The 18,786-nt window shown below is 65.6% G+C and carries 20 protein-coding genes; 9 read left to right on the forward strand and 11 right to left on the reverse strand.

Annotated features, from left to right (window positions below; genetic code table 11):
- Window position 1: 1 nt before the first annotated feature.
- Window positions 2–784 (forward strand): SDR family NAD(P)-dependent oxidoreductase, encoded by a 783-nt coding sequence (locus tag AC1DV8_RS03940; RefSeq protein ID WP_477156555.1) that lies wholly within the window; start codon window positions 2–4, stop codon window positions 782–784.
- A 37-nt stretch (window positions 785–821) separates the two neighbouring features.
- On the opposite strand, the gene AC1DV8_RS03945 is transcribed toward AC1DV8_RS03940, so the two are convergent.
- On the reverse strand, window positions 822–1,082 hold the full coding sequence (locus AC1DV8_RS03945) for a GlsB/YeaQ/YmgE family stress response membrane protein (protein WP_477148752.1): 261 nt from the start codon (window positions 1,080–1,082) through the stop codon (window positions 822–824).
- A gap of 288 nt (window positions 1,083–1,370) precedes the next feature.
- Window positions 1,371–2,801 (reverse strand): MFS transporter, encoded by a 1,431-nt coding sequence (locus AC1DV8_RS03950; RefSeq protein ID WP_477156556.1) that lies wholly within the window; start codon window positions 2,799–2,801, stop codon window positions 1,371–1,373.
- An 85-nt stretch (window positions 2,802–2,886) separates the two neighbouring features.
- Here AC1DV8_RS03950 and soxR point away from each other — a divergent pair, with 85 nt between their 5' ends.
- Window positions 2,887–3,345, forward strand: coding sequence for a redox-sensitive transcriptional activator SoxR (gene soxR / locus AC1DV8_RS03955; RefSeq protein WP_477156557.1), 459 nt, complete (start codon window positions 2,887–2,889; stop codon window positions 3,343–3,345).
- A 74-nt stretch (window positions 3,346–3,419) separates the two neighbouring features.
- On the forward strand, window positions 3,420–3,614 hold the full coding sequence (locus tag AC1DV8_RS03960; protein WP_477148755.1) for a DUF3008 family protein: 195 nt from the start codon (window positions 3,420–3,422) through the stop codon (window positions 3,612–3,614).
- Here AC1DV8_RS03960 and AC1DV8_RS03965 read toward each other — a convergent pair whose 3' ends face one another.
- Together AC1DV8_RS03965 and AC1DV8_RS03970 are read right to left on the reverse strand one after the other, a co-directional pair.
- A complete protein-coding gene (locus AC1DV8_RS03965; RefSeq protein ID WP_477156558.1) occupies window positions 3,615–4,103 on the reverse strand; it encodes a hypothetical protein in 489 nt (162 codons plus the stop codon).
- 450 nt (window positions 4,104–4,553) lie between these two features.
- Entirely contained in the window at window positions 4,554–4,970 is a 417-nt protein-coding gene (locus tag AC1DV8_RS03970; RefSeq protein ID WP_477156559.1) for a hypothetical protein, read from the reverse strand.
- 297 nt (window positions 4,971–5,267) lie between these two features.
- Between AC1DV8_RS03970 and AC1DV8_RS03975 the strand changes: the two genes are divergently transcribed.
- Both AC1DV8_RS03975 and AC1DV8_RS03980 read left to right on the forward strand, forming a co-directional pair.
- The gene (locus tag AC1DV8_RS03975) at window positions 5,268–7,016 is read left to right on the forward strand and encodes a tetratricopeptide repeat protein (RefSeq protein WP_477156560.1); all 1,749 of its coding nucleotides are present in this window, start codon (window positions 5,268–5,270) and stop codon (window positions 7,014–7,016) included.
- Window positions 7,017–7,047: 31 nt separating this feature from the next.
- Window positions 7,048–8,049: an MDR family oxidoreductase gene (locus tag AC1DV8_RS03980; protein WP_477156561.1), complete on the forward strand. Its 1,002-nt coding sequence runs from the start codon at window positions 7,048–7,050 to the stop codon at window positions 8,047–8,049.
- Between the two features lie 3 nt (window positions 8,050–8,052).
- On the opposite strand, the gene AC1DV8_RS03985 is transcribed toward AC1DV8_RS03980, so the two are convergent.
- The 4 genes from AC1DV8_RS03985 to AC1DV8_RS04000 are packed head-to-tail and all read right to left on the reverse strand — an operon-like array spanning window position 8,053 to window position 12,071.
- Window positions 8,053–8,385: an SMR family transporter gene (locus AC1DV8_RS03985; RefSeq protein ID WP_477156562.1), complete on the reverse strand. Its 333-nt coding sequence runs from the start codon at window positions 8,383–8,385 to the stop codon at window positions 8,053–8,055.
- Window positions 8,382–9,701: a Mur ligase family protein gene (locus AC1DV8_RS03990; protein WP_477156563.1), complete on the reverse strand. Its 1,320-nt coding sequence runs from the start codon at window positions 9,699–9,701 to the stop codon at window positions 8,382–8,384. The genes AC1DV8_RS03985 and AC1DV8_RS03990 overlap by 4 nt, the downstream gene beginning before the upstream one ends.
- A complete protein-coding gene (locus tag AC1DV8_RS03995) occupies window positions 9,691–11,019 on the reverse strand; it encodes a MurL-like N-terminal domain-containing (RefSeq protein WP_477156564.1) in 1,329 nt (442 codons plus the stop codon). The genes AC1DV8_RS03990 and AC1DV8_RS03995 overlap by 11 nt, the downstream gene beginning before the upstream one ends.
- Window positions 11,020–11,021: 2 nt before the next feature.
- Entirely contained in the window at window positions 11,022–12,071 is a 1,050-nt protein-coding gene (locus AC1DV8_RS04000; RefSeq protein ID WP_477148763.1) for a metallophosphoesterase family protein, read from the reverse strand.
- Between AC1DV8_RS04000 and AC1DV8_RS04005 the strand changes: the two genes are divergently transcribed.
- Window positions 12,001–12,474: an NUDIX domain-containing protein gene (locus AC1DV8_RS04005; RefSeq protein ID WP_477156565.1), complete on the forward strand. Its 474-nt coding sequence runs from the start codon at window positions 12,001–12,003 to the stop codon at window positions 12,472–12,474. The genes AC1DV8_RS04000 and AC1DV8_RS04005 overlap by 71 nt on opposite strands.
- Before the next feature lie 102 nt (window positions 12,475–12,576).
- On the opposite strand, the gene AC1DV8_RS04010 is transcribed toward AC1DV8_RS04005, so the two are convergent.
- Window positions 12,577–13,116 carry a c-type cytochrome gene (locus AC1DV8_RS04010; RefSeq protein ID WP_477156566.1) on the reverse strand — a complete coding sequence of 180 codons (540 nt, stop codon included), beginning with the start codon at window positions 13,114–13,116 and terminating at the stop codon, window positions 12,577–12,579.
- 16 nt (window positions 13,117–13,132) lie between these two features.
- A complete protein-coding gene (locus tag AC1DV8_RS04015) occupies window positions 13,133–14,212 on the reverse strand; it encodes a hypothetical protein (protein WP_477156567.1) in 1,080 nt (359 codons plus the stop codon).
- 382 nt (window positions 14,213–14,594) lie between these two features.
- On the opposite strand from AC1DV8_RS04015, the gene AC1DV8_RS04020 reads away from it, so the two are divergent.
- The 3 genes from AC1DV8_RS04020 (at window position 14,595) to AC1DV8_RS04030 (ending at window position 16,895) form a co-directional block, all read left to right on the forward strand.
- The gene (locus tag AC1DV8_RS04020; protein ID WP_477156568.1) at window positions 14,595–15,368 is read left to right on the forward strand and encodes an amino acid ABC transporter substrate-binding protein; all 774 of its coding nucleotides are present in this window, start codon (window positions 14,595–14,597) and stop codon (window positions 15,366–15,368) included.
- Window positions 15,369–15,447: 79 nt separating this feature from the next.
- Window positions 15,448–16,128, forward strand: coding sequence for an ABC transporter permease subunit (locus AC1DV8_RS04025; protein WP_477156569.1), 681 nt, complete (start codon window positions 15,448–15,450; stop codon window positions 16,126–16,128).
- Window positions 16,125–16,895, forward strand: a complete 771-nt coding sequence (locus AC1DV8_RS04030; protein WP_477156570.1) for an amino acid ABC transporter ATP-binding protein — start codon at window positions 16,125–16,127, stop codon at window positions 16,893–16,895. The genes AC1DV8_RS04025 and AC1DV8_RS04030 overlap by 4 nt, the downstream gene beginning before the upstream one ends.
- Before the next feature lie 9 nt (window positions 16,896–16,904).
- On the opposite strand, the gene AC1DV8_RS04035 is transcribed toward AC1DV8_RS04030, so the two are convergent.
- Window positions 16,905–18,572: a tetratricopeptide repeat protein gene (locus tag AC1DV8_RS04035; RefSeq protein ID WP_477156571.1), complete on the reverse strand. Its 1,668-nt coding sequence runs from the start codon at window positions 18,570–18,572 to the stop codon at window positions 16,905–16,907.
- Window positions 18,573–18,786 lie beyond the last annotated feature (214 nt).

The following is an 18,786-nucleotide window of genomic DNA, read 5'->3' on the forward strand; positions in this document are numbered from 1 at the left end:
CATGGATTTGGGGCTGACGGGCAGGCTTGCCGTCATCACCGGCGGTAGCGTCGGCATAGGCCTCGCCGTAGCGGAAGGCTTCGCCGCCGAGGGCGCCAACGTGCTGATCACGGCGCGTGGGTCGGAGCGGCTACACGCTGAGGCTTCACGGATCGGGATGAAGTACCGCGTCGAGGCGCATGGCGTGGCCGCCGACGTGGCGACGGCCGAGGGCTGTGCCAAGGTGGTCGCCGCGGCTGCGCAGCTCGGCGGCGCCGATATCCTCGTCAACAATGCCGGTACCGGCTCGAACGAAACGATCGCCGAAGCCGACGACGCCAAGTGGCAGTACTACTGGGATTTGCACGTCATGGCCGCGGTGCGGCTCGGCCGTGGGCTAGTGCCCCAGATGAAGGCCCATGGCGGTGGCGCCATCCTCCACAACGCTTCGATCTGCGCGGTGCAGCCGCTGTGGTACGAGCCGATCTACAACACCACCAAAGCGGCGCTGATGATGTTTTCGAAGACCCTCGCCAACGAGGTGGTTGGCGACAATATCCGGGTGAACACCGTGAACCCCGGCCTGGTGCGGACGCCCGACTGGGTGAAAACCGCCAAGCAGCTCGCGGGCGAAGACGGGTTCGAGGCCCATTTGCAGAGCGTTGCCGACGAAGCGGGGGGCATGAAGCGCTTCGCTACCCCCGAGGAGATGGCGAACTTCTTCGTCTTCCTGTGCTCGAACAAGGCCAGCTACTCGACCGGCTCGACCTATTTCGTCGATGGCGGCTGGCTGAAGACGGTTTGAGCGCGAGGGGCGCCAATCGGCGCCCCTCGCGGAGGTATCAGACCGTGCGCCGGCCGCGGAACGCGCGGACAATGGCGATGAGCAGGCAGGCGCCCACTACCGCGACGATCAACTGACCAATGATGCCGCCCATGGTGGCGCCGAAGATCAACATCAGGATGAAGTTACCGACGATTGCACCCACGATACCGAGGACGATGTTCATCAGCAGTCCCTGGTTCGTCTTCATGATCTTTTCGGCGATCCAACCGGCCAAAGCACCGATGACGATGCTGAGAATCCAACCAAGTCCTTCCATTCGAGCCTCCAAGAGATGCGATCCCGTCAGGGACCAGTCCCTATCGAACGTCATGGACGCCGCCAGGTTCCAAAAGGCTTTGAGTTACAAGAAGATGTGACCCGCCATGCAGGCTCCGCGGGTGGTGGAGCAATTGGTTTTCGCGGTGCCGGTCGATCACGCCCAGCGCGATGATCGCCGGCACCGCGAGTCCGACCGGAGGAGCAGGCAGCATCGCTCCGCCGGTCAGGATGGATGCCGCCGAGGAGGCGCCGGGGCGCCAGTCGGCAGCAAATTCCGTCAGTCCGGCTATTCCGCCGGTTGTGGCACGGCCGCGATCCGTGCCTCCGTCTTCGCGATACTGAAGCCGATCGGCACCGCCGCAATCGCGACGATGATGAACAGGCCGTAGAGCCAGTTGGCCGCCGCGACGGGCGTCGGGCTCGCGCCGGCGAGGCCGGCGAAGTTGACGATCAGGCCGCCCAGGGCTGCGCCAAGGCCCGAGGCGAAGAGCTGGATGGTGCTCAGCGCCGCCGAGGTGACGTCGTGCTCGCCATCCGGCGCGGCCTGCATCACGCGCGGCGTGAGCTGGGTCCAGGCGGTGCCGATGCCGACGCCCATGACCAGCAGCGACAGGCTGATCGGAACGATAAAGGCGAGGCTTCCCGATGGGTTCGCGTGGCCAACGGACAGCGCCAGGCCAACCGCTGCGACAAGCACCAGCAATGGCCCGCCGGAGATCACGAGGCGCGCCCGGCCTTCCGTCCAGCCGGCGGTGAGCATCGAGCTCGAGCTCCAGCCAACCGCGACCAGCGCCACCATGTAGCCGGCAGCGAGCGGGCCCATGCCGTGTAGCGTCTGCAGGAACAGCGGAATGAAGATGTCGCTGGTGATCGCCATCTGCAGCAGCACCATGACGCCGAACAGCGAGGCGAGCAGCGTGCCGAAGCGGAAGGTCCCGGTCGGCAGGAGCTTCTGCGTGGCGCTCCGCTCGATCATCGCAAGCGCAATCAGCGCGAGAATCGCGACCACCGTCAGGCCGGCCGCCAGCATCACGTCGCCGGACACCGCGCCAGCGGTCGACAGTAGCAGCACCGCGACCACCATGAGGCCGATCTGGCGGACCGGCAGGCTGCTCATGCCCGCCTCGCTGCTCCTCGCCGGCACCACCTTGACCGCCAGCAGGCCGACCAGCCCCGCAAAGGGGACGAGGATGAAGAAGGCCCAACGCCAGATGCCCAGCTCGGCAAAGATCCCGCCAATGGACGGACCGACCAGTGTGGAGATGCCCCAGATGGCGGAGGCCAGCGCGAAGGCTCGGGCCCACAGGTGCTGCGGGAACACGAGCCGCACCATCATGAAGGTGAGTGCCGCCAGGAGGCCGCCGCCAAAGCCCTGCAGCGCCCTGCCGAGCAGCAGCACCGGCATGGATGGCGCCAGTCCGCAGATCAGGCTGCCCAGGGCGAACATGCCCGTGGCGATCAGGTAGTTCTGCCTCGGGCCGAGCCCGAACGGCCGCACCGCGGCAAAGATCGAGGCGATGATCGAGGCGACGATGAACACCGTCGTCACCCAGGCGAACAGGTCGAGCCCGCCGATCTCGGCCACCACCGATGGCATCAGGGTCGAGCCGATATAGACTTCGATGGCGTTCATGCCGACGCCGCCGATAAACACGGTCACGGCGAGGGCCCGGCCATCCGCGAACAGGTCGCGCCAGCCGTTTTGAGTGGTCGTCATGATGTCGAATCCTGCTGGGCTGTTCAAATTGTCGGTGAGGCTTTACAACCTCAAGTTTAGTTGAGGTAAAGAGGTATTCTGCAGAATGTTGCGTGAACTAACGGTCGGCCAGGTGGCCGAGCGCAGCGGCCTTGCGGTGTCGGCGCTGCATTTCTACGAGAAGAAGGGGCTGATCCGCAGCCACCGCACCTCGGGTAACCAGCGGCGCTACGACCGCGACGTACTGCGGCGGCTGGCCATCATCCGCATGGGCACGGAGCTCGGCATTCCGCTCAGCGAAGTGGCAGAGGCGCTGGAGCATGTGCCGGTGGGCCACATCCCTACGGCGGATGATTGGCGAGCCATGTCAGAGGTCTGGCACGAAAAGCTCGATAGGAGAATCGTGCTGATGACGCGCATGCGCGACGAGCTCAACGGCTGCATTGGCTGCGGGTGCCTGTCCACGATCAGCTGCCCGCTGATGAACCACGAGGACTACCTGAGCAAGGAGGGCACCGGACCGCGGCGCCTGATGCGCAAGGGCAGGGACACCTACGTGAGCTGACGGTACCGGCGCCTCACTAGGGAACGGAGCCTGCGAAGGATCGTTGATTCCTCATCCAACCCTAGGAGGAAGCGATGCCCTCAACATCCAAGGCGCAACAGAAGGCGGCCGGCGCCGCCCTGTCGGCCAAGCGCGGCGACACCAAGGTGGGCGAACTCAAGGGCGCCTCGAAGTCGATGTACAAATCGATGAGCGAGAAGCAGCTAGAGGAGTTCGCCGAGACCAAGCGCAAGGGTCTGCCCGAACACAAGAAGGAAACCAGGCACTAGCTATTCGATAGCGGTAGGGGGCGCCGGCAGCTGCGGATCGGCGCCCTCGCCGAAGACTTGCTGGCCCTCATTGTCCCAGATGCGGACCACTTCGCAGCTCATGAGAAAATCCTTGGCGCACTCGGCCTTCACGATCGCCTCCAGGCTCGCCTGATCCTGCTGGTCGCAGACGAACTTGTGCCAGTGCGGGCCTTCATTGTGCTGCATGAAGATATCGGCGACCCAGCCGTGCGGATAGCACCAGAGGTTGGGGGCACAGTCCTCCGGCCCGAGGCCGCTCTGCTGCACACATTGGGCGACGGCGCAATCCATCGCGTCGGTGGCGAATGGACCGAAGCAAACGCCAAGCCCGGCTTCCGGCGCCTGCGACACGGCGACGCCGTTGAAGGCGGGCAGCACGAAGTTGTCCACGGCTTCCTCGTCCTGCGCAACCACAGGGGTGGCAAGCAGCCCGATCACGGCGGCCGCGAACATCGACATCTTGAGCATGAGGGCCTCCTGCAGGGGAGGCGGGACAGTGCGGTGATCCGCCCTTGGCGGTCAAGCGCGCGCTGGTCAGACGAAGCGCGGTTGCGGTGGGAGAAGTGTCCGCAACCGCGCCTCTGCCTGCTGGCCCCAGAGGCCCGCCGCAACTGGGGTACACACCGAACGGGAAGGCGGGGCAGCGTCAGGAGGGTCGCGCCCCGTCTTTCCGTCGTATGGCGGCCGCCGCGTGAGGGAACGCGACGAGCCGCCGGTTGGGCCGGAGCTTGGGGTCTCCGGCCCGGAACCGCCCAGTTCGCCGCAGGGATATCGGCGGCCGGACGGTAGCTCAGTCATGGGACCCGTCGGGTCCCACCAGTCAGGATAGACGGGGAGCACATTTGGGAATGCAATCGGCAGTGGCCTGCCTCAATGCAACGCGCTCCCCGTCCGGCACGTAACCTGTGGACGCAGTGATTACGTGCCAACCGCATCGAGGTGCTGATTGCGCACCCAGAAACTGACGATGGCCGCCGCTTCGCGACGGTAGGAATTGACATCGGCGTGCCGCTCGAACACGGCGTCGGCGCCGGCAGAAAGGAGAGCCTCTCGCGGCTCGCGGTCGAGCGTCGGGGCAATGGCTGCAATCAGCAGCGAGCGCCCGTCGCGCATGCCGCGGAGCTTGGCGATAAAGTCCAGGGTGGCATTGGACGAGGCTTTGAGATCGACAATGACGAGACCCGGGATAACCGCCCGATCATCCTCGAGCAGTCGGTGAATCTCAGCGGCCGCCAAGGGTTCGCCGTTCAGCCAGCTCACGGAGGGCGCGCCATGGGCGAGCAGCATCCGGATCATCAGCCGGGCGGAATGTGAGTCGTCGTCGACCAGTGCCATGAAGGGCTGGCCGGTACCAAGAGCGTCCATGATGGTTCCTTGTTGCCGCGTTGCCGTGGCAATGGCCGAAAACTCGAAACGAAGACGGTATTTCGTCGCCGGCCCTAGAAGCGCTGGGGGGAGCCACGCTGCTTCCCCTCACCACCTCGAAACCACTCGAGGCTGACTGCACTGTGCTGCGACAAGCGGCCATATGATGGTTCGATGACACTCGCGATAGGCAAAGGCATGTAACAACGCCGTAACCCACCTTGCGATTAACATGTAAATCGCAGAGGTTACGGCAGGAGGTGCCGCGTGGGGGAACCATCGTCACAGACGATGCCGCCCAGAGCGGAGATCGAGGCGGCCCTGGAGCGGATCCAGGAGTGGCCTGGGCTGGCTCGTTCGCCGCAACTTGCTAGGTTTCTCAACTACATAGTGACCGCGCGGCTCGACGGGAACGAGGCCGGAATCAAGGCCTATTCCATCGCCGTGGACGTGCTGGGGCGGCCGCAGAGCTTCGATCCGCAGAGCGATCCGATCGTGCGCGTACAGGCGCGCCGTCTACGGGCGGCGCTGGAAGAATATTATGCCGGCGACGGGGCGGCGGAGACCGTCAGATTTTACCTCCCCGTAGGACGTTACATCCCCGAATTCAGGCCGCCGGAAGACGAAGCAGCAAGGGCGCCGCGTGACTCGGTAGCGCCCGTTGATCCTTCCGGGACAACCGTCCGAACGCGGGAACGGTCGTGGCTGGCGCGCCTCGACGACATCGTGTTGCTGGTCGTGCTGGTGTTCGTGGCGCTGGGTATCGCGGTAGTGATGACCCAGGTTCTGTTGCCTCGGCCAGTGCGAGTGGTCGTGCCGCAACCGCCTAGGGTGTCGGTCAGCGAGTTCACGTCTGTGGCAGCGGGTCAGGACCCAAGCGCGAGTGTCGCTGGCCTCGCGGTAGAACTGACCACCGACCTGGGCCTGTTCCCCTTCATCGATGCGGTCTACCTGCAACGCACCGAAGAGACGGGCCAACAGGTGGACGGAGCCACCTTTGAGCTCTCGGGGATAGCTCGGACGGAAGGCAGCGAGATGCAGATCACCGCCAGCCTGAAGCGGGCTGGTTCGGATGCTGCGGTGTGGAGCATGACCCAGAAGATCCCGGCCGCCGAGTTCCCCACCAGCATCGATCGGCTGTCCCAGGCCTTTGCGGATCAACTCGGCGCGACGGATGGGCCGTTGCATGCCGATGCGATTCAATGGCTCGCCACCAATACCGAGTTGGCTGGTAACGAGACCGAGTACCTATGTGGCCTGCTGTTCACGCGCTATCGCGAGAGCGGTCGGGCCGACGATGGGGAACGGGCTCGGCTCTGCGTGACCGGCCTGCTGCGCGCGCAGCCGAAATCCGCGGTAGCGCTCGTGATGAACGGCACGCTGCTGTTCGACAGGGCCCTCAGGACGCAGCCTCCCAGCGGACAGGACCCCGAACCGATTGCCGAGGCAGGGCGGCAGATCGGCGAGGCGCTGAAGCTGGCGCCGACGTCGAGCCCGGTTTGGCGGGAGTACGCGTTCTTTCTCGAGGCGGTTGGCCGGCTTGGGGAGGCCGAGGCCGCCTATATTTCGGCGCTGCAGCTCAATCCGTCCAATCTCGATGCATATGCCGGATACGCGCGGCTGCTGTCGTTGCGCGGCAAGTCGCAGAAGGGTGAAGCGATGGCAGCCGAAGCGCTGCGCCGCGCGCTGGTGCCGCCCTATTGGTATCACGAGGCCCCGGCGGTCAACGCGCTGCGCAACGGCGACAATGCCGAAGCGCTGCTGCAGTCGGAGGTACTGGCGGTAGGGGACGCCGAACTGGCTTCGGCCATCGCGGCGGTCGCTGCCTATCGGCTGGGCTCGGAGGATGTGCTCAACCGCTATATTGCGCAGTTGCTGGAAGTGACGCGGTTCCGTCGTTTCGGTATCCTGCCGGTGCTTCGCCAGCGGCTGGGCGATGCCGATCTGCGCGCCGAGATCGGCAATGCACTTGCCGCAGCGGGAATTGATCCGACTGCCCTTAACGGGCCTTATTGAACCGGCCAGATTTTGTAGTCTCGGAGTTCTCATGACTTTCCGCGCCCTTGTCACCGAACGGCTCCCCGACGGTGAATTGCGCAACAGCATCAATACACTGCCGGATGAACAGCTGCCCCCAGGCGAGGTGCTGGTGGCGGTGGAATGGGCCGGACTGAACTACAAGGATGCGCTGTGCCTCACGGGACAGGCGGGGCTCGTGCGGAGCTATCCGCATGTTGCCGGCATCGACTTTGCCGGGCGAGTGATCGAGAGCAGCGACGTGCGCTATCACCCGGGGCAGGCGGTGATCCTCACCGGCTGGCGCGTCGGTGAACTGCACTGGGGCGGCTACGCGCAGCGGGCCCGGGTCAGCGCCGACTGGCTGGTGCCGTTGCCGAAGCGGTTTTCCACCCGCACCGCGATGATGATCGGCACCGCCGGCCTCGCAGCGATGCTGGCGATCAACCGGCTGCAGGCCGAGGGGATCAGAGCCGGTGAGGGCGAGGTGCTGGTCACCGGGGCCGGCGGGGGTGTCGGCAGCATCTCGGTGCTGCTGCTCAGCCGGCTGGGCTATGATGTTGCGGCGCTCACAGGGCGGGCCGAGCTGGCCGAGCGGCTGACGCGGCTGGGCGCGACGCGGATCGTGTCGCGCGACGAGGTGCTGAAGCCGACCGGCAAAGTGCTCGACAAGGAAGTCTGGTCGGGGGCCGTCGACACCGTCGGCGGTCCGCTGCTTGGCGAACTGCTGAAGAAGATGCGCTACGGTGGCACCGTGGCGGCGATCGGCAATGCCGGCGGGCGCAATTGGGATGCCAGCGTCATCCCTTTCATCCTACGCAACATTTCGCTCTGCGGAATCGATACGGTGATGCAACCGTTCGAGGCGCGGCGCTCGGCCTGGGACCGGCTGACGACGCTGTTCGTGCCAGCGGCGTTCGAGCCGATGCTCACCGAGGCGCGGCTAGAGGACCTGCCGGCACTGGCCGACCAGATGCTGAAGGGCGAGATCGCCGGACGGGTGATCGTCAATCCCCGCGACCCGCCGACCTGAGGGTCAGTGCACGGTCGACTTCGAGAACAGGTTGATGACGACGACGCCGGCCATGATCAGGCCCATGCCGACGATCGCCGGCAGATCCAACAACTGCTTGTAGATCAGCCACCCGGCGAGCGAGATCAGCACGATGCCGACGCCGGACCAGATGGCGTAGGCCACGCCGACTGGCATGGTTTTGAGCGTCAACGACAGGAAGTAGAACGCCACGACGTAGCCGGCGATCGAGATCACCGACGGCCAGAGCTGGGTAAAGCCGCCGGACGCCCGCAACGCGGTGGTGGCGATGACCTCAGCGACAATGGCGACGCCCAGGTAGAGGTAGGCGATCACGCCGCTGCCCCGAAATACCTGCCGGCGAGGCGGACGAAGGCGGCGCCGCGTTCCTCGAAATTCTTGAACACCTTGCCGGCGGTTTCGAGCTGGCCGTAGCTCGGGGCGCCGGGGGAGAGGATCACCGTCTCGAACTTGGCCTGCCGCCCTGCGAGAGCCTTCACCGCGTCTTCGAGCGTCCCGGCCTCAATGACCTCGATCTCGGGCGCGGCGGCATAGGTGAGCGTCGCCAGCCGGTCGCCTGTCACAGGCAGGCAGACCAGCACCGTGACTCCACGCGGACCCAGAAGCTGTGACAGCTCGGAGTAATCCTGGTGGCGCTCGTGGCCGCCGGCGATCAGCGCGATGCGGGTGCCCTCATAGGCGGCGAGGGCGGCCTTGGTGGCTTCCGGCGTCGTCGAGATCGAGTCGTTGACGAAGGTGGTGTCACCGACCCGATGCTCTTCGAGCCGGTGCGGCAGGGGCTCGAACTTGGCGATGCCGCGCACCACGCCCTCGAGATCGGCGCCGGCCTTCATGGCAATGGCAGCCGCCAGCAGCGCGTTGTTCAGATTGTGCTCGCCCTTGAGGCGGGAACGCGTCGCTGCCGAGGCTATGCGATCGTGGATGAACGGCGCGAGCGGCGGGATCAGCCGCTTGGGGTCGCGCAGCGCCTCCATCACCAGCGGATGCCCAAGGGCGCCGACGCCCAGTGCTACCGGGAACGGCGCGTCGCGGTCGATCAGGTTGAGCTTGTCGGAATAGTAGCGCTCGACGCTGCGGTGCCAGTCAGTGTGCTCGGGCGAAAGGTTTGTAATTGCTGCGATATCCGGCGTGAACGCCATGTCGGCCGTCTGGTAGCTGGAGAGCTCGAACACCACGATCTGGTGTTTGTCGGCGATCTCAAGCGGCGCCAGCCCGACATTGCCCGCAAGTCCTGCATCGAGGCCGGACTCGGTCAGCATCAGGTGCACCAGGGTGGCAGTCGTCGATTTACCCTTAGTGCCTGAAATTGCTATGACTTTCCGACCCTCGCGATAGGCCTCGCCCCACAGGTTGAGGTTCGAGGTGACGACGATCCCGGCCTCCCGCGCCATGGCGAAAACCGGCCGGTAACGCGACACGCCGGGGCTTTTGACGATGGTCGAAAACAGCCGGGATTCAATGGCTTGCGTCAGATCGGCCGGGGCAATGAAGGTCGCGTCGTCGATGTCGGCCTCGCCGCTGTCGACCGTCACGTACACCTTTGCTTGCGGGGACCTGGCCTTGATGAAAGCACGGGTGGAGCGGGCCTCGCGGCCGGCGCCGTAGAGCAGGACGGGTTCGTCAAAGCGCATGCGGGGCGACTCGCTCGAAGATGTCCTTCGGGATGAGGTGTTCTGGGCTATCGATCAGCAGTTCGGCAAGAGCATCTTCGAGCCGCTGGCTGCCATACTGAGTCAGCAGGTCTGGCTTGAGCATTGAAACGATTGGCTCATTTGCCCATTCCGGCAGCTTGGTGAGGGCCCAGAGGCAGGCCGCTGCTTCCTCGATTTCGCCAACGCACTCCCACGGCTTCTGCCCGGCGAGACCGGTGAGTTCGCGGAACGAGCGCTCGTGCGAGGGCTGGCTGAGGAGGTTCTGGCCAAAGATGCCGATGAGCCGCTGCTTGTCCATCACCGGGGCGAAGATGAGGAACACGAAGTGGCATTTGGGGCATCTGCCGCACCAGAGCGGGCCGGTGTGGCCGGCCAGCTTGAAGTTCTCGTTGCAGCTCGAGAACACGTGGTCGAAGCGTTGGACTCGGCTGAAAAGTGCAGCGATCCGTGCCTCGGAGTACGGGCGAAGCAGGGAGAAGTAGCTCAAACTTCCGCCCGTAGCGTGCTCCAGCACCTTTGCGATGAGGTTTTCGAAGTCGAGCGACTTGGAATGCTGGTGGTTGGCCTCGCGGCCGTCGAACTCGACATTGCCTTCGCTCGCCGAGCGCTCGTTGGAGAGCACGATGCGATTGTAGGAAAAGAGCAGTGCGGTCAGCGCCGCGATCATCGAGTTGATGGCGGTCGAGGGAACGTGCCCGTTGTAGTAGCCGGGCTCCTTGCCGAGCCGGATCATTTCGGGATCGAGCGTCCTCGTGACGTAGAGGGGTGGGCGGCCGATCTTGTCCACCGAGCCGATGATCGGGCCCTTGGGGTTGACGGCGAACGGAGTGAAATCGACATCCGCGGCCTCCAGCAGCTGCAGGCTGACCAGCGAATCCTTGCCGCCACCGATCGGCAGCAGGGCGCGATCGTCGAGCACCGGCGGCACGAAGTTCGCGCGGGTGTCTTCTTCCGCCTCGATATGGATCAGGCCGAAGCGCTTGAGGTCGTTGCGCGCGTAGAACTCGCCGAGGCCGTTCTCGTAGACATCCAGCGCGAAGCCTCGCTCGCGCGTGGTGAGCGGAAAGGCGACGCGAATGAGGTAGGGGGCGCGCAATTTGTAGTAACTGACGCCCAGCACGAGGGCGGCGAGGTCGAGGAGCTTGCCGAACGAGGAGGTTTCGGCCGCCGTCGGGTCGCTGATGGCGGGGAACGTCAAGATTTCGGTAAAGGCCAGGTCGCCAACGGTATAGCCGAAGGTGGCGACGCCCGTCGTCGCGTCGAAGGCGGGGCGATCGATGGTGAAGGCTTCGGTCACGATCAGTAGATCCTGAGGCTCAATCTCAGCACAATATCGGTCGAGAGGCGCTGAAAGCCAAATTCGCGCAAGGTGCACTGCCAGGCGGTGCCGAGGCGCTGGATCGAGAACAGGTTGTAGCGGGCGGGGTCGTGCCCGCCGGTTTCCCCCTGGGCCGCGCCGGCCGCTGCTACCCCGACCACCGGGACGTCGCCGTGCGGGCCAGGGATGGCAAAGATCGAGGACTGATGGGTGTGGCCATGCAATACCAGTTCGGCGCCCTGTTCGGCGATGACGCGGCGGAACGCCTTGGCGCCATAGAGCCCGAGACGCGGGTGGGCCTGTTCCTGGTTGGGCGGATGGTGGATCAGGATGACGCGGAAATAGCCGCCGTCGCCGAGCAGCTTGAGGCAGCGGGCCAGGCGTGCCGCCTGGTCCTCCTCGAAGCGGCCCGACGCCATCCAGGGAGCGGTGGGCACGGCGCTGTTGCAGGAGACGACGGCAACGTCGCCGACGCGGCGGACGAACGGGAAGGCATTGTCGTCGACGGTCTCGCCCATGACGTACCCGTCCCAGCGATCGATCGCCTTCTGCAACTGGCCCTTGAGGTAGGCGTCGTGGTTGCCGGGAGAGACGCAGACCTGCTCGGGCGGGCCGACTGTCTCGAGCCAGTTGTAGGCAGTGTTGATCTCGGCATCGAGCGCGAGGTTGACCAGATCGCCGGTGACCGCGGTGAAATCCGGGTTCTGCTCCCGCATGTGGCGGACGAGCTTGGTCAGATTGTCGCCGGAGAGCGTATGCTCGCGCTTGATCTTCCAGTTGAGGAAGCCGGTGATCCGCTTGTTCATGAGGTCGCGCGCCCGGACGGGCGGGAGCGGGGCCAGGTGAACGTCGGATAGGTGGGCAAGAGTAATCATTGCCGGGCGTAATGCCATGCGGCGCGCGGCAAGAAAATGCCCTAAATGGCGCCGTGGCCAATTGAAGGTTAGCGGGAGGACCACCATGAAGATGAGCCGCTGGCAGCGGGTACGGACGTCCGCGCACCTATTTGTGGTCGGCGTGCGAAGGCGCATGGTGCTCGGCGCCCGCGCCGCATTGTTGGATGGCGACAGGGTGCTGCTGCTGCGGCACACCTACATGCCGGGCTGGCACTTCCCCGGGGGCGGGGTTGAGCCGGGCGAGACTGCGGAGGAAGCGGCGCGCCGCGAGGCCGAGGAAGAAACCGGGCTTCGGGTCGAAGGGCCGATGACGCTGCTGGGCCTGTACCTGCAGAAGCACGAGGCGACAAACCGCGATCATGTGGCGGTGTATGTGGGCCGGGCGTTTCGGCAGGTGAAGCCGTTCAGTCCCAACGGTGAGATAGCCGAGATCGGCTGGTTCGCCTTCGACGCGCTGCCCGAGGAGACGCAGCCGGGAACGGCGCGCCGCGTTGCGGAGATCGCGGCCGGAACGAAGGATATGCCCGCGCTTTGGTGAGCGCGAGTTCGTGCAGGCTCGAGTCGCTACAGTGGGTCTGGTCCGGCGCTGGCACTCCGGTCGCGCGATGTCGCGCATCGCGCCACCGGAGCCGCTTGTGCGCTACTGCGTCGGCGGAAGTGGAGCGGGCACCTTGTTGTTGATCGGCGGGACCTGCCGGAGATAGGCGAAGATCGCCTTGAGGTCGTCATCGTTCAGGTGGCCGAAGGGCGGCCAGGGCATTGGCGGCAGGATGGCCCGTCCCTGTCCCTGCTTGCGACCCGTGCGCATCATCTGGATGAACTGGGCCTCGGTGTAATCGCGCAGGACGCCGGTTTCCGGGTCGGAGGTCAGGTTGGCCGTGAAGCTCACGCCCCATGGTCCGGAGTGGGCGGTGTTCGTTGCCGAACTCGCGCCCATCCAGGGATCGGACAAGGCCGCCGGCGCCGCTATCACTATGTCCTGCGGGTGGCCGGAGAGGGCCCTGGTCATATCGGGTTCCGGGCCGTTCGGCCCCATCTTGAACGGCGTGTGGCAATCGTGACACCCCATGGCGTTCACGAGATACTCGCCGCGCTTCACGAGGTCCGGGTTGGCGGCGTCCTGGGCGACAGCCGCTCCCATCATAGGCAACAGGATTACAAGTCCGAACAAGCACTTCATCGTTGGTCCTCCCTGGTTATCGGCCGTCATCGGCCCCAAGCTCCATGATCCATTTTCTCACCACCGCCACCGCTTCATCGTCGACCAGCGCAGTGCCCAGTGGCGGCATCTGCAGCGCCGGGTAGCGAGACGACACGCGCTCGAACAGCGCGCTGCGTTCCGGGTGACCGGGATCGATGCGCAAGAGCGCATCGGCCGATTGGCCCGGCGCGCTTTTCTTGACCGGCTGCCGCACCGTGGTTTCGACGGCGGCCTGCTTCCCGACCAGCAGCTCCTGGCGCAGGAACAGGCCCAGGTTGGCGAGTTGTGCCCGGCTGTTGTGGCAATGGCCGCAATTGCCGTGGAGGTAGCCCAGCACCAACCGCTCGGTTTCGGTAGCCGCCTTGATGACCGGAGCGCGTGAGGGCCAGCGCTCGTAGCCGTCGATCAGCCGGTTGCCGATGAGGTAATCGAGGGTTACGCCCGGCACGCTGCTGGTCCCGGCGTGCAGGGCGTGCGGATCGCGGGCCGGCGACAGCTGCAAGGTGCTGAACCCGAGCACCTCGGCTGGTCCGCCCTGGTGGCATACCTTGCAATCGGTGGTGCCCGGAATGGCGTGAAAGCGGCCGTGGCCGAGGGCGAAGGCGTTGCGATAGCCCCTCTCGTCGGCGAGCATCGCCTCACGCCCGTCGGGCGTCCATTCATAGGCCGCGTAGAGCCATTGGCCGGTCGACAGCAGCTCCATATAGCGGGTCTCGATCCGGCGGCCACCGAAGGAGAATTCCTTCCAGAATCGCGTGCCCGCCGCGAACTTCCAGGCGTCAGGGTCGGATCCGTCGATCGTGGTGCCCGGCGGCAGCCGGACCCATCGGTTCTTGGTCGCGCCATCAGTCCATAGCGGGTACTGGGGCGAGAAGGGCAGGTTGCGCGGATCGACCACGAGATCGCTGGCGTCGGCGTAAAGCCCGGTCTCGGACAGCAGTCGCGGCGGAACGCCGGGGGGCGTATTCGACGACGCCTCTGCTCCAACGAACAATACGGCAGCAAAAATTACCGCGACGGTCGCCAGAATTCGGCGACGAGAGAAAGCAGGTGCACTGGAGATGTGCCACGCCATTCTGTTGTTCCGCTCCAAACCGGTGCGAACTGGGCTGGCCGGGCCCACATTTACTGGACGATCTGCTCGTCACAAGGGGCAAAGGTAGCAGGTATGAACTGAGGGCGCCACGCGATGGGCGCGATTGTGATCGATGCCGGCCGGCGCGGGGCTTGGCTCATCTCCGACGATCGACGGAATGGATCGTATCCATCCCGACCGGCGTTCCTGCAATTGTCGTCTACTGCGGGGGAGAGGTGGAGTTGTCCGTATCGCGGCGACACCCGGCTAGTAAAAGATTCTACCAGCTAGTTGATGCGCTTAGGCGGAAGGGGCAGTTTTCGCGGCCCGAACGCCGGTTTGCTGCTCCTACCGCACAAGCTGGCCAACAAGGAGAACAAGAATGAAGATCTCAAAGTGGCTGGCCGCGATCGGCCTCGTGCAGCTGGCGCTGGCAACACCGGTGCTCGCTCAGTCGGCGCTCGACCAGATCAAGCAGGCCGGTGCGCTCCGGATCGGCACCGAGGGCACCTATGCACCCTTCACCTTCCATGACAGCACCGGCGCGCTGGTCGGCTTCGACGTCGAGATCGGACAGCAGATCGCCGAGCGTCTCGGGGTGAAGGCCGAGTTCGTCGAGGGGCCATGGGACGGGCTGATCGCCGGGATCGACGCGAACCGCTACGACGTGGTGATCAACCAGGTCGGCATCAACGACGAGCGCAAGGCGAAATACGATTTCTCCGAGCCGTACATCGCCTCCAAGGCTGCTCTCCTCGTCAAGGGCGACAATACGGACATCAAGGCCTTCGAGGATCTCTCCGGCAAGCGCTCCGCGCAGACGCTGACCAGCAATTTCGGCAAGCTCGCGCAGAAGTACGGCGCCGAGATCGTCCCCACCGAGGGATTCGACCAGTCGATCACCCTGGTGCTGCAGGGCCGGGCCGATGCGACGATCAATGACAGCCTGTCGTTCTTCGACTTCAAGAAGCAGAAGCCGGACGCCGACGTGAAGATCGCCGCCACCCAGCCCGAGGCCGATTTCTCCGGCGTGCTGCTCGCCAAAGGCAAGCCGGAGCTGCTCGCTGCGATCAACGAGGCGCTCAAGGCGATCAAGGACGACGGCACCTACGCCGAGATTTCGCAGAAGTACTTCGGCGCCGACGTTTCGCAGTAACGCCGCCTCACTGGACTAACCGCGTGGATCGGCCGAAGCTTCGGCCGATCCTTTTTCATGGCCGACGGAACCCCGCCCCATGCCGCACTGGCTTTCTCTGATGATCGAGTCTCTGCCCTCGCTGTTATGGGCGTGCGTGCTGTTCACGGTGCCGCTGACAGTGCTTTCCTTCGCGCTCGGCCTGGGGCTCGGATTTGTCGCGGCTCTCGCGCGCCTGTTCGCTCCTGCTCCCGTTGCCATGCTCGTGCGGTTCTACGTATGGATCATCCGGGGAACGCCGCTGCTGGTGCAGCTCTTCCTGATCTTTTACGGGTTGCCCAGCGTCGGCATCGTGCTCGACGCATTCCCGGCGGCGCTCATCGGCTTCACCCTCAATGTCGGCGCCTACACCTCCGAGATCATTCGAGCGGTGCTCTCGTCGGTGCAGAAGGGGCAGTGGGAGGCCGCATACTCGATCGGCATGACCTGGGCGCAGGCGATGCGCCGCATCATCCTGCCGCAGGCCGGCCGCGTCGCCGTGCCGCCGCTCTCCAACACCTTCATTTCGCTGGTCAAGGACACCTCGCTCGCCGCAGCAATCACGGTGCCCGAGCTGTTCAGGGCAGGGCAGCGGATCGTCGCCACGACCTACGAGCCGCTGATCCTCTACGTGCAGGTGGCGCTGATCTACCTCGTCGTCAGCTCCGTGCTCTCCGCCCTCCAGACGCGGGTCGAGAAGCGGCTTTCCCGCTACGGCGGGTACATCGAGGCCGCGTCATGATCGCGCTCGAGAACATCGAGAAGAGCTTCGATGCGCTGCAGGTCCTCAAGCGCGTGAGCGTCAAGGTTCCCGAGGGCAATGTCACCGCGCTGATCGGTCCATCGGGCAGCGGCAAGAGCACGCTGCTGCGCTGCGTCAACCTGCTGGAGCGACCGCAATCGGGCCGGGTGGAGATCGACGATGCAGTGATCGAGTTCTCGGCTGCGGCAAAGCCGACCCGCCACGCGGTACTGGAGTTGCGCCGCAAGACCGGCATGGTGTTCCAGAACTTCCAGCTCTTTCCGCACCTCACGGCGCTGGAGAACGTGATGGAGAGCCTCGTCACCGTGCTGAAATGGCCGCGGGGCAGGGCCGAGGAGCGGGCGAGGGAACTGCTGGACAAGGTGGGAATGTCGGCCAAGGCCGACGCCTGGCCCGCCAACCTCTCCGGCGGGCAACAGCAGCGCGTCGCCATTGCCCGCGCGCTGGCGCCGGCTCCAAAGGTCCTCCTGTGCGATGAGCCGACTTCGGCACTCGATCCTGAACTCGCGACGGAAGTCGTCGAGGTGCTGGCCAAGCTGGCGTCCGAAGGCACGACGATGCTGATGGCAACCCATGACCTGCGGCTGGCATCGACGATCGCCACCGACGTGGTGTTCCTCGATCACGGCGAGGTGGTCGAAGCGGGCCCGGCGCGGCAGGTGTTCGGTTCTCCCTCGCGGGAGCGCACCAAGCGCTTCGTCTCGAACCTTTCGGGCAACGGCGCCCATTCGATGCCGGGCGTCTAGCAGCGCCGGTCAGCGCGCCGGCAGGCCGGCGTCGACCATGGCCTGGACGATCTGGTTGTTCCGCGCGACGTAGACCGGGCTGGCGTTGCGGTCCGGTGACCTTATGTTGACGGCGGTCGATCCCGGACGCAGGTCCAGCGCCTTGGCGAGTGCGGCCTTTGCCTCGTCGTGCCGGCCCAGTTGCTGGTAGGCCGCGGCCAGGAGGAGGTGGCTGCGCCCCGAAGCCGGCGTTATGGCGATCGACCGCTGCAGCCAGGGGACCGCCGCCTCGTAGCGGCCAAGCAGCTCGTTCGCCCAGGCGGCGCCGAGCAGCCAGGTCCAGCGCGAGACCTGCGGCGTATCGAACTGATCCGCCTGCTCGAAGGTCGTCAGCGCCTCTTCGAAGCGTCCCAGATGAAGTTGACCGAGCCCGGTGAGGTAGAGGGCCGAGCCGTTCCATGGATCGAAGCTCAAGGCATTGGCACAGGCCACGAGGCTGCCGACGAAGTCGTTGGTGGCAGAGAGCAGCCGGCAATAGGCTTCGAGGACCGGGATGTAGCGGGGCTTTACCTTGAGCGCCTGCTCCAGCAGCGACCGCGCGCGGGTTTCGGCCGCGGCGCGCTCTGCCTCGCTGTACCAGGTCATCTGGATGCCGCGGAGCTGCAGGCCGGCGAGCGCGACTTGCACATCGACGTTGTCCGGGCGGGCGGCGAGCGCACCCTCGAGCATCGTCTGCGCTGTGGCAAATCGCTCGCGCGTGGTGTGGCTGATCGAGGCCAGGGCCTGCTCGACGACCACGTCGATCTTGTTGTCGACCGAGACGAGCCGGTCCTCGCCAGCCTCGAGCACCGCGTTGAGCTGGCGCGCCAGCGGGTCGCCGGTTCCGGCGGCGAGCCGCGAGCGCTGCAGTTGCACATCCGGCAGGGCGGCCTCGACCGAGACGGTTGCGACGGACTGGACTTCGCCGGTGGCGGTCTTGAGCAGGCGGGTTTCGAGCGTCCAGGATTGCGGCCCCTTCTGCAGCTCGCCCTGTACCACGTAGTCCGAGGGCGTTGCGGCTGCGGCTTCGGCGGGCCGGGGTGCCACGACGCTGATATTGTCGATCCTCGCCAGTCCGTCGACCAGGCGGGCGGTTATGCCGGCGGCCATCGCGCCGCCCCCGGGGACGCCGCTCGCATCGACGATGGGCACGACGGCGACTATTCGCGGTGTTCGCTGCAGCGTCTGGCCGGGCGCGAAGACTGAGGCCGCGACCGCGAGGCCGATGATCGCCAGGGTGCCGGCAATGGCCGCGATGGTAACCGGTTTGCGCGAACCGAACAGGGAGGCGGACCGCGTGGGGGCGGGCGAGCTGCCGCCTTTCGACATGAGGTCCGCTGGGCCGGCGTCGGCGGTCGACACCTCGGCGGCGAACAGGTAACCGCGGCCGGAGACCAGCTTGATCATCTGGCGCTGTTCGTCGCCGAGCGCGGTGCGGATCTCGCGGATGCACTGGAACAGCCCGTCCTCGCCGACATGGATGTTCGGCCAGACCGCTTCCATCAGCTCCTGCTTGCTCAGCACGCGGCCGGGATTGGCGGCGAACAGGCGGAGCATCTCGAAGGTCTTGGGGCGCAGCCGGATAGGCGTGCCATCGCGACCGCACAGTTCGGCGCGCTCTTCGTCCAGCTCAAATCCGGCAAACCGGAACTCCGTCATGCCCCTGGGCCCCCCGGCGTTCTCGATGCCCCGGCGCCCTACGGAATTCAAGCGCCCCGAGCGAAAGACACGAATTTCAGAAAAATTTCAGAACGCCACCCCGGCGCTTTCAGGACTTGGCTCGTGGGCAATGAGATGAAGCTGTGACGCCGGTGCTTCGCCGCCGCAGCCGCGACGCGGCGGGGCAGGCATCAGCAAGGCTGACGATGGGTTC

The sequence above is a fragment of the Devosia sp. P3_B2 genome, assembly GCF_056402875.1.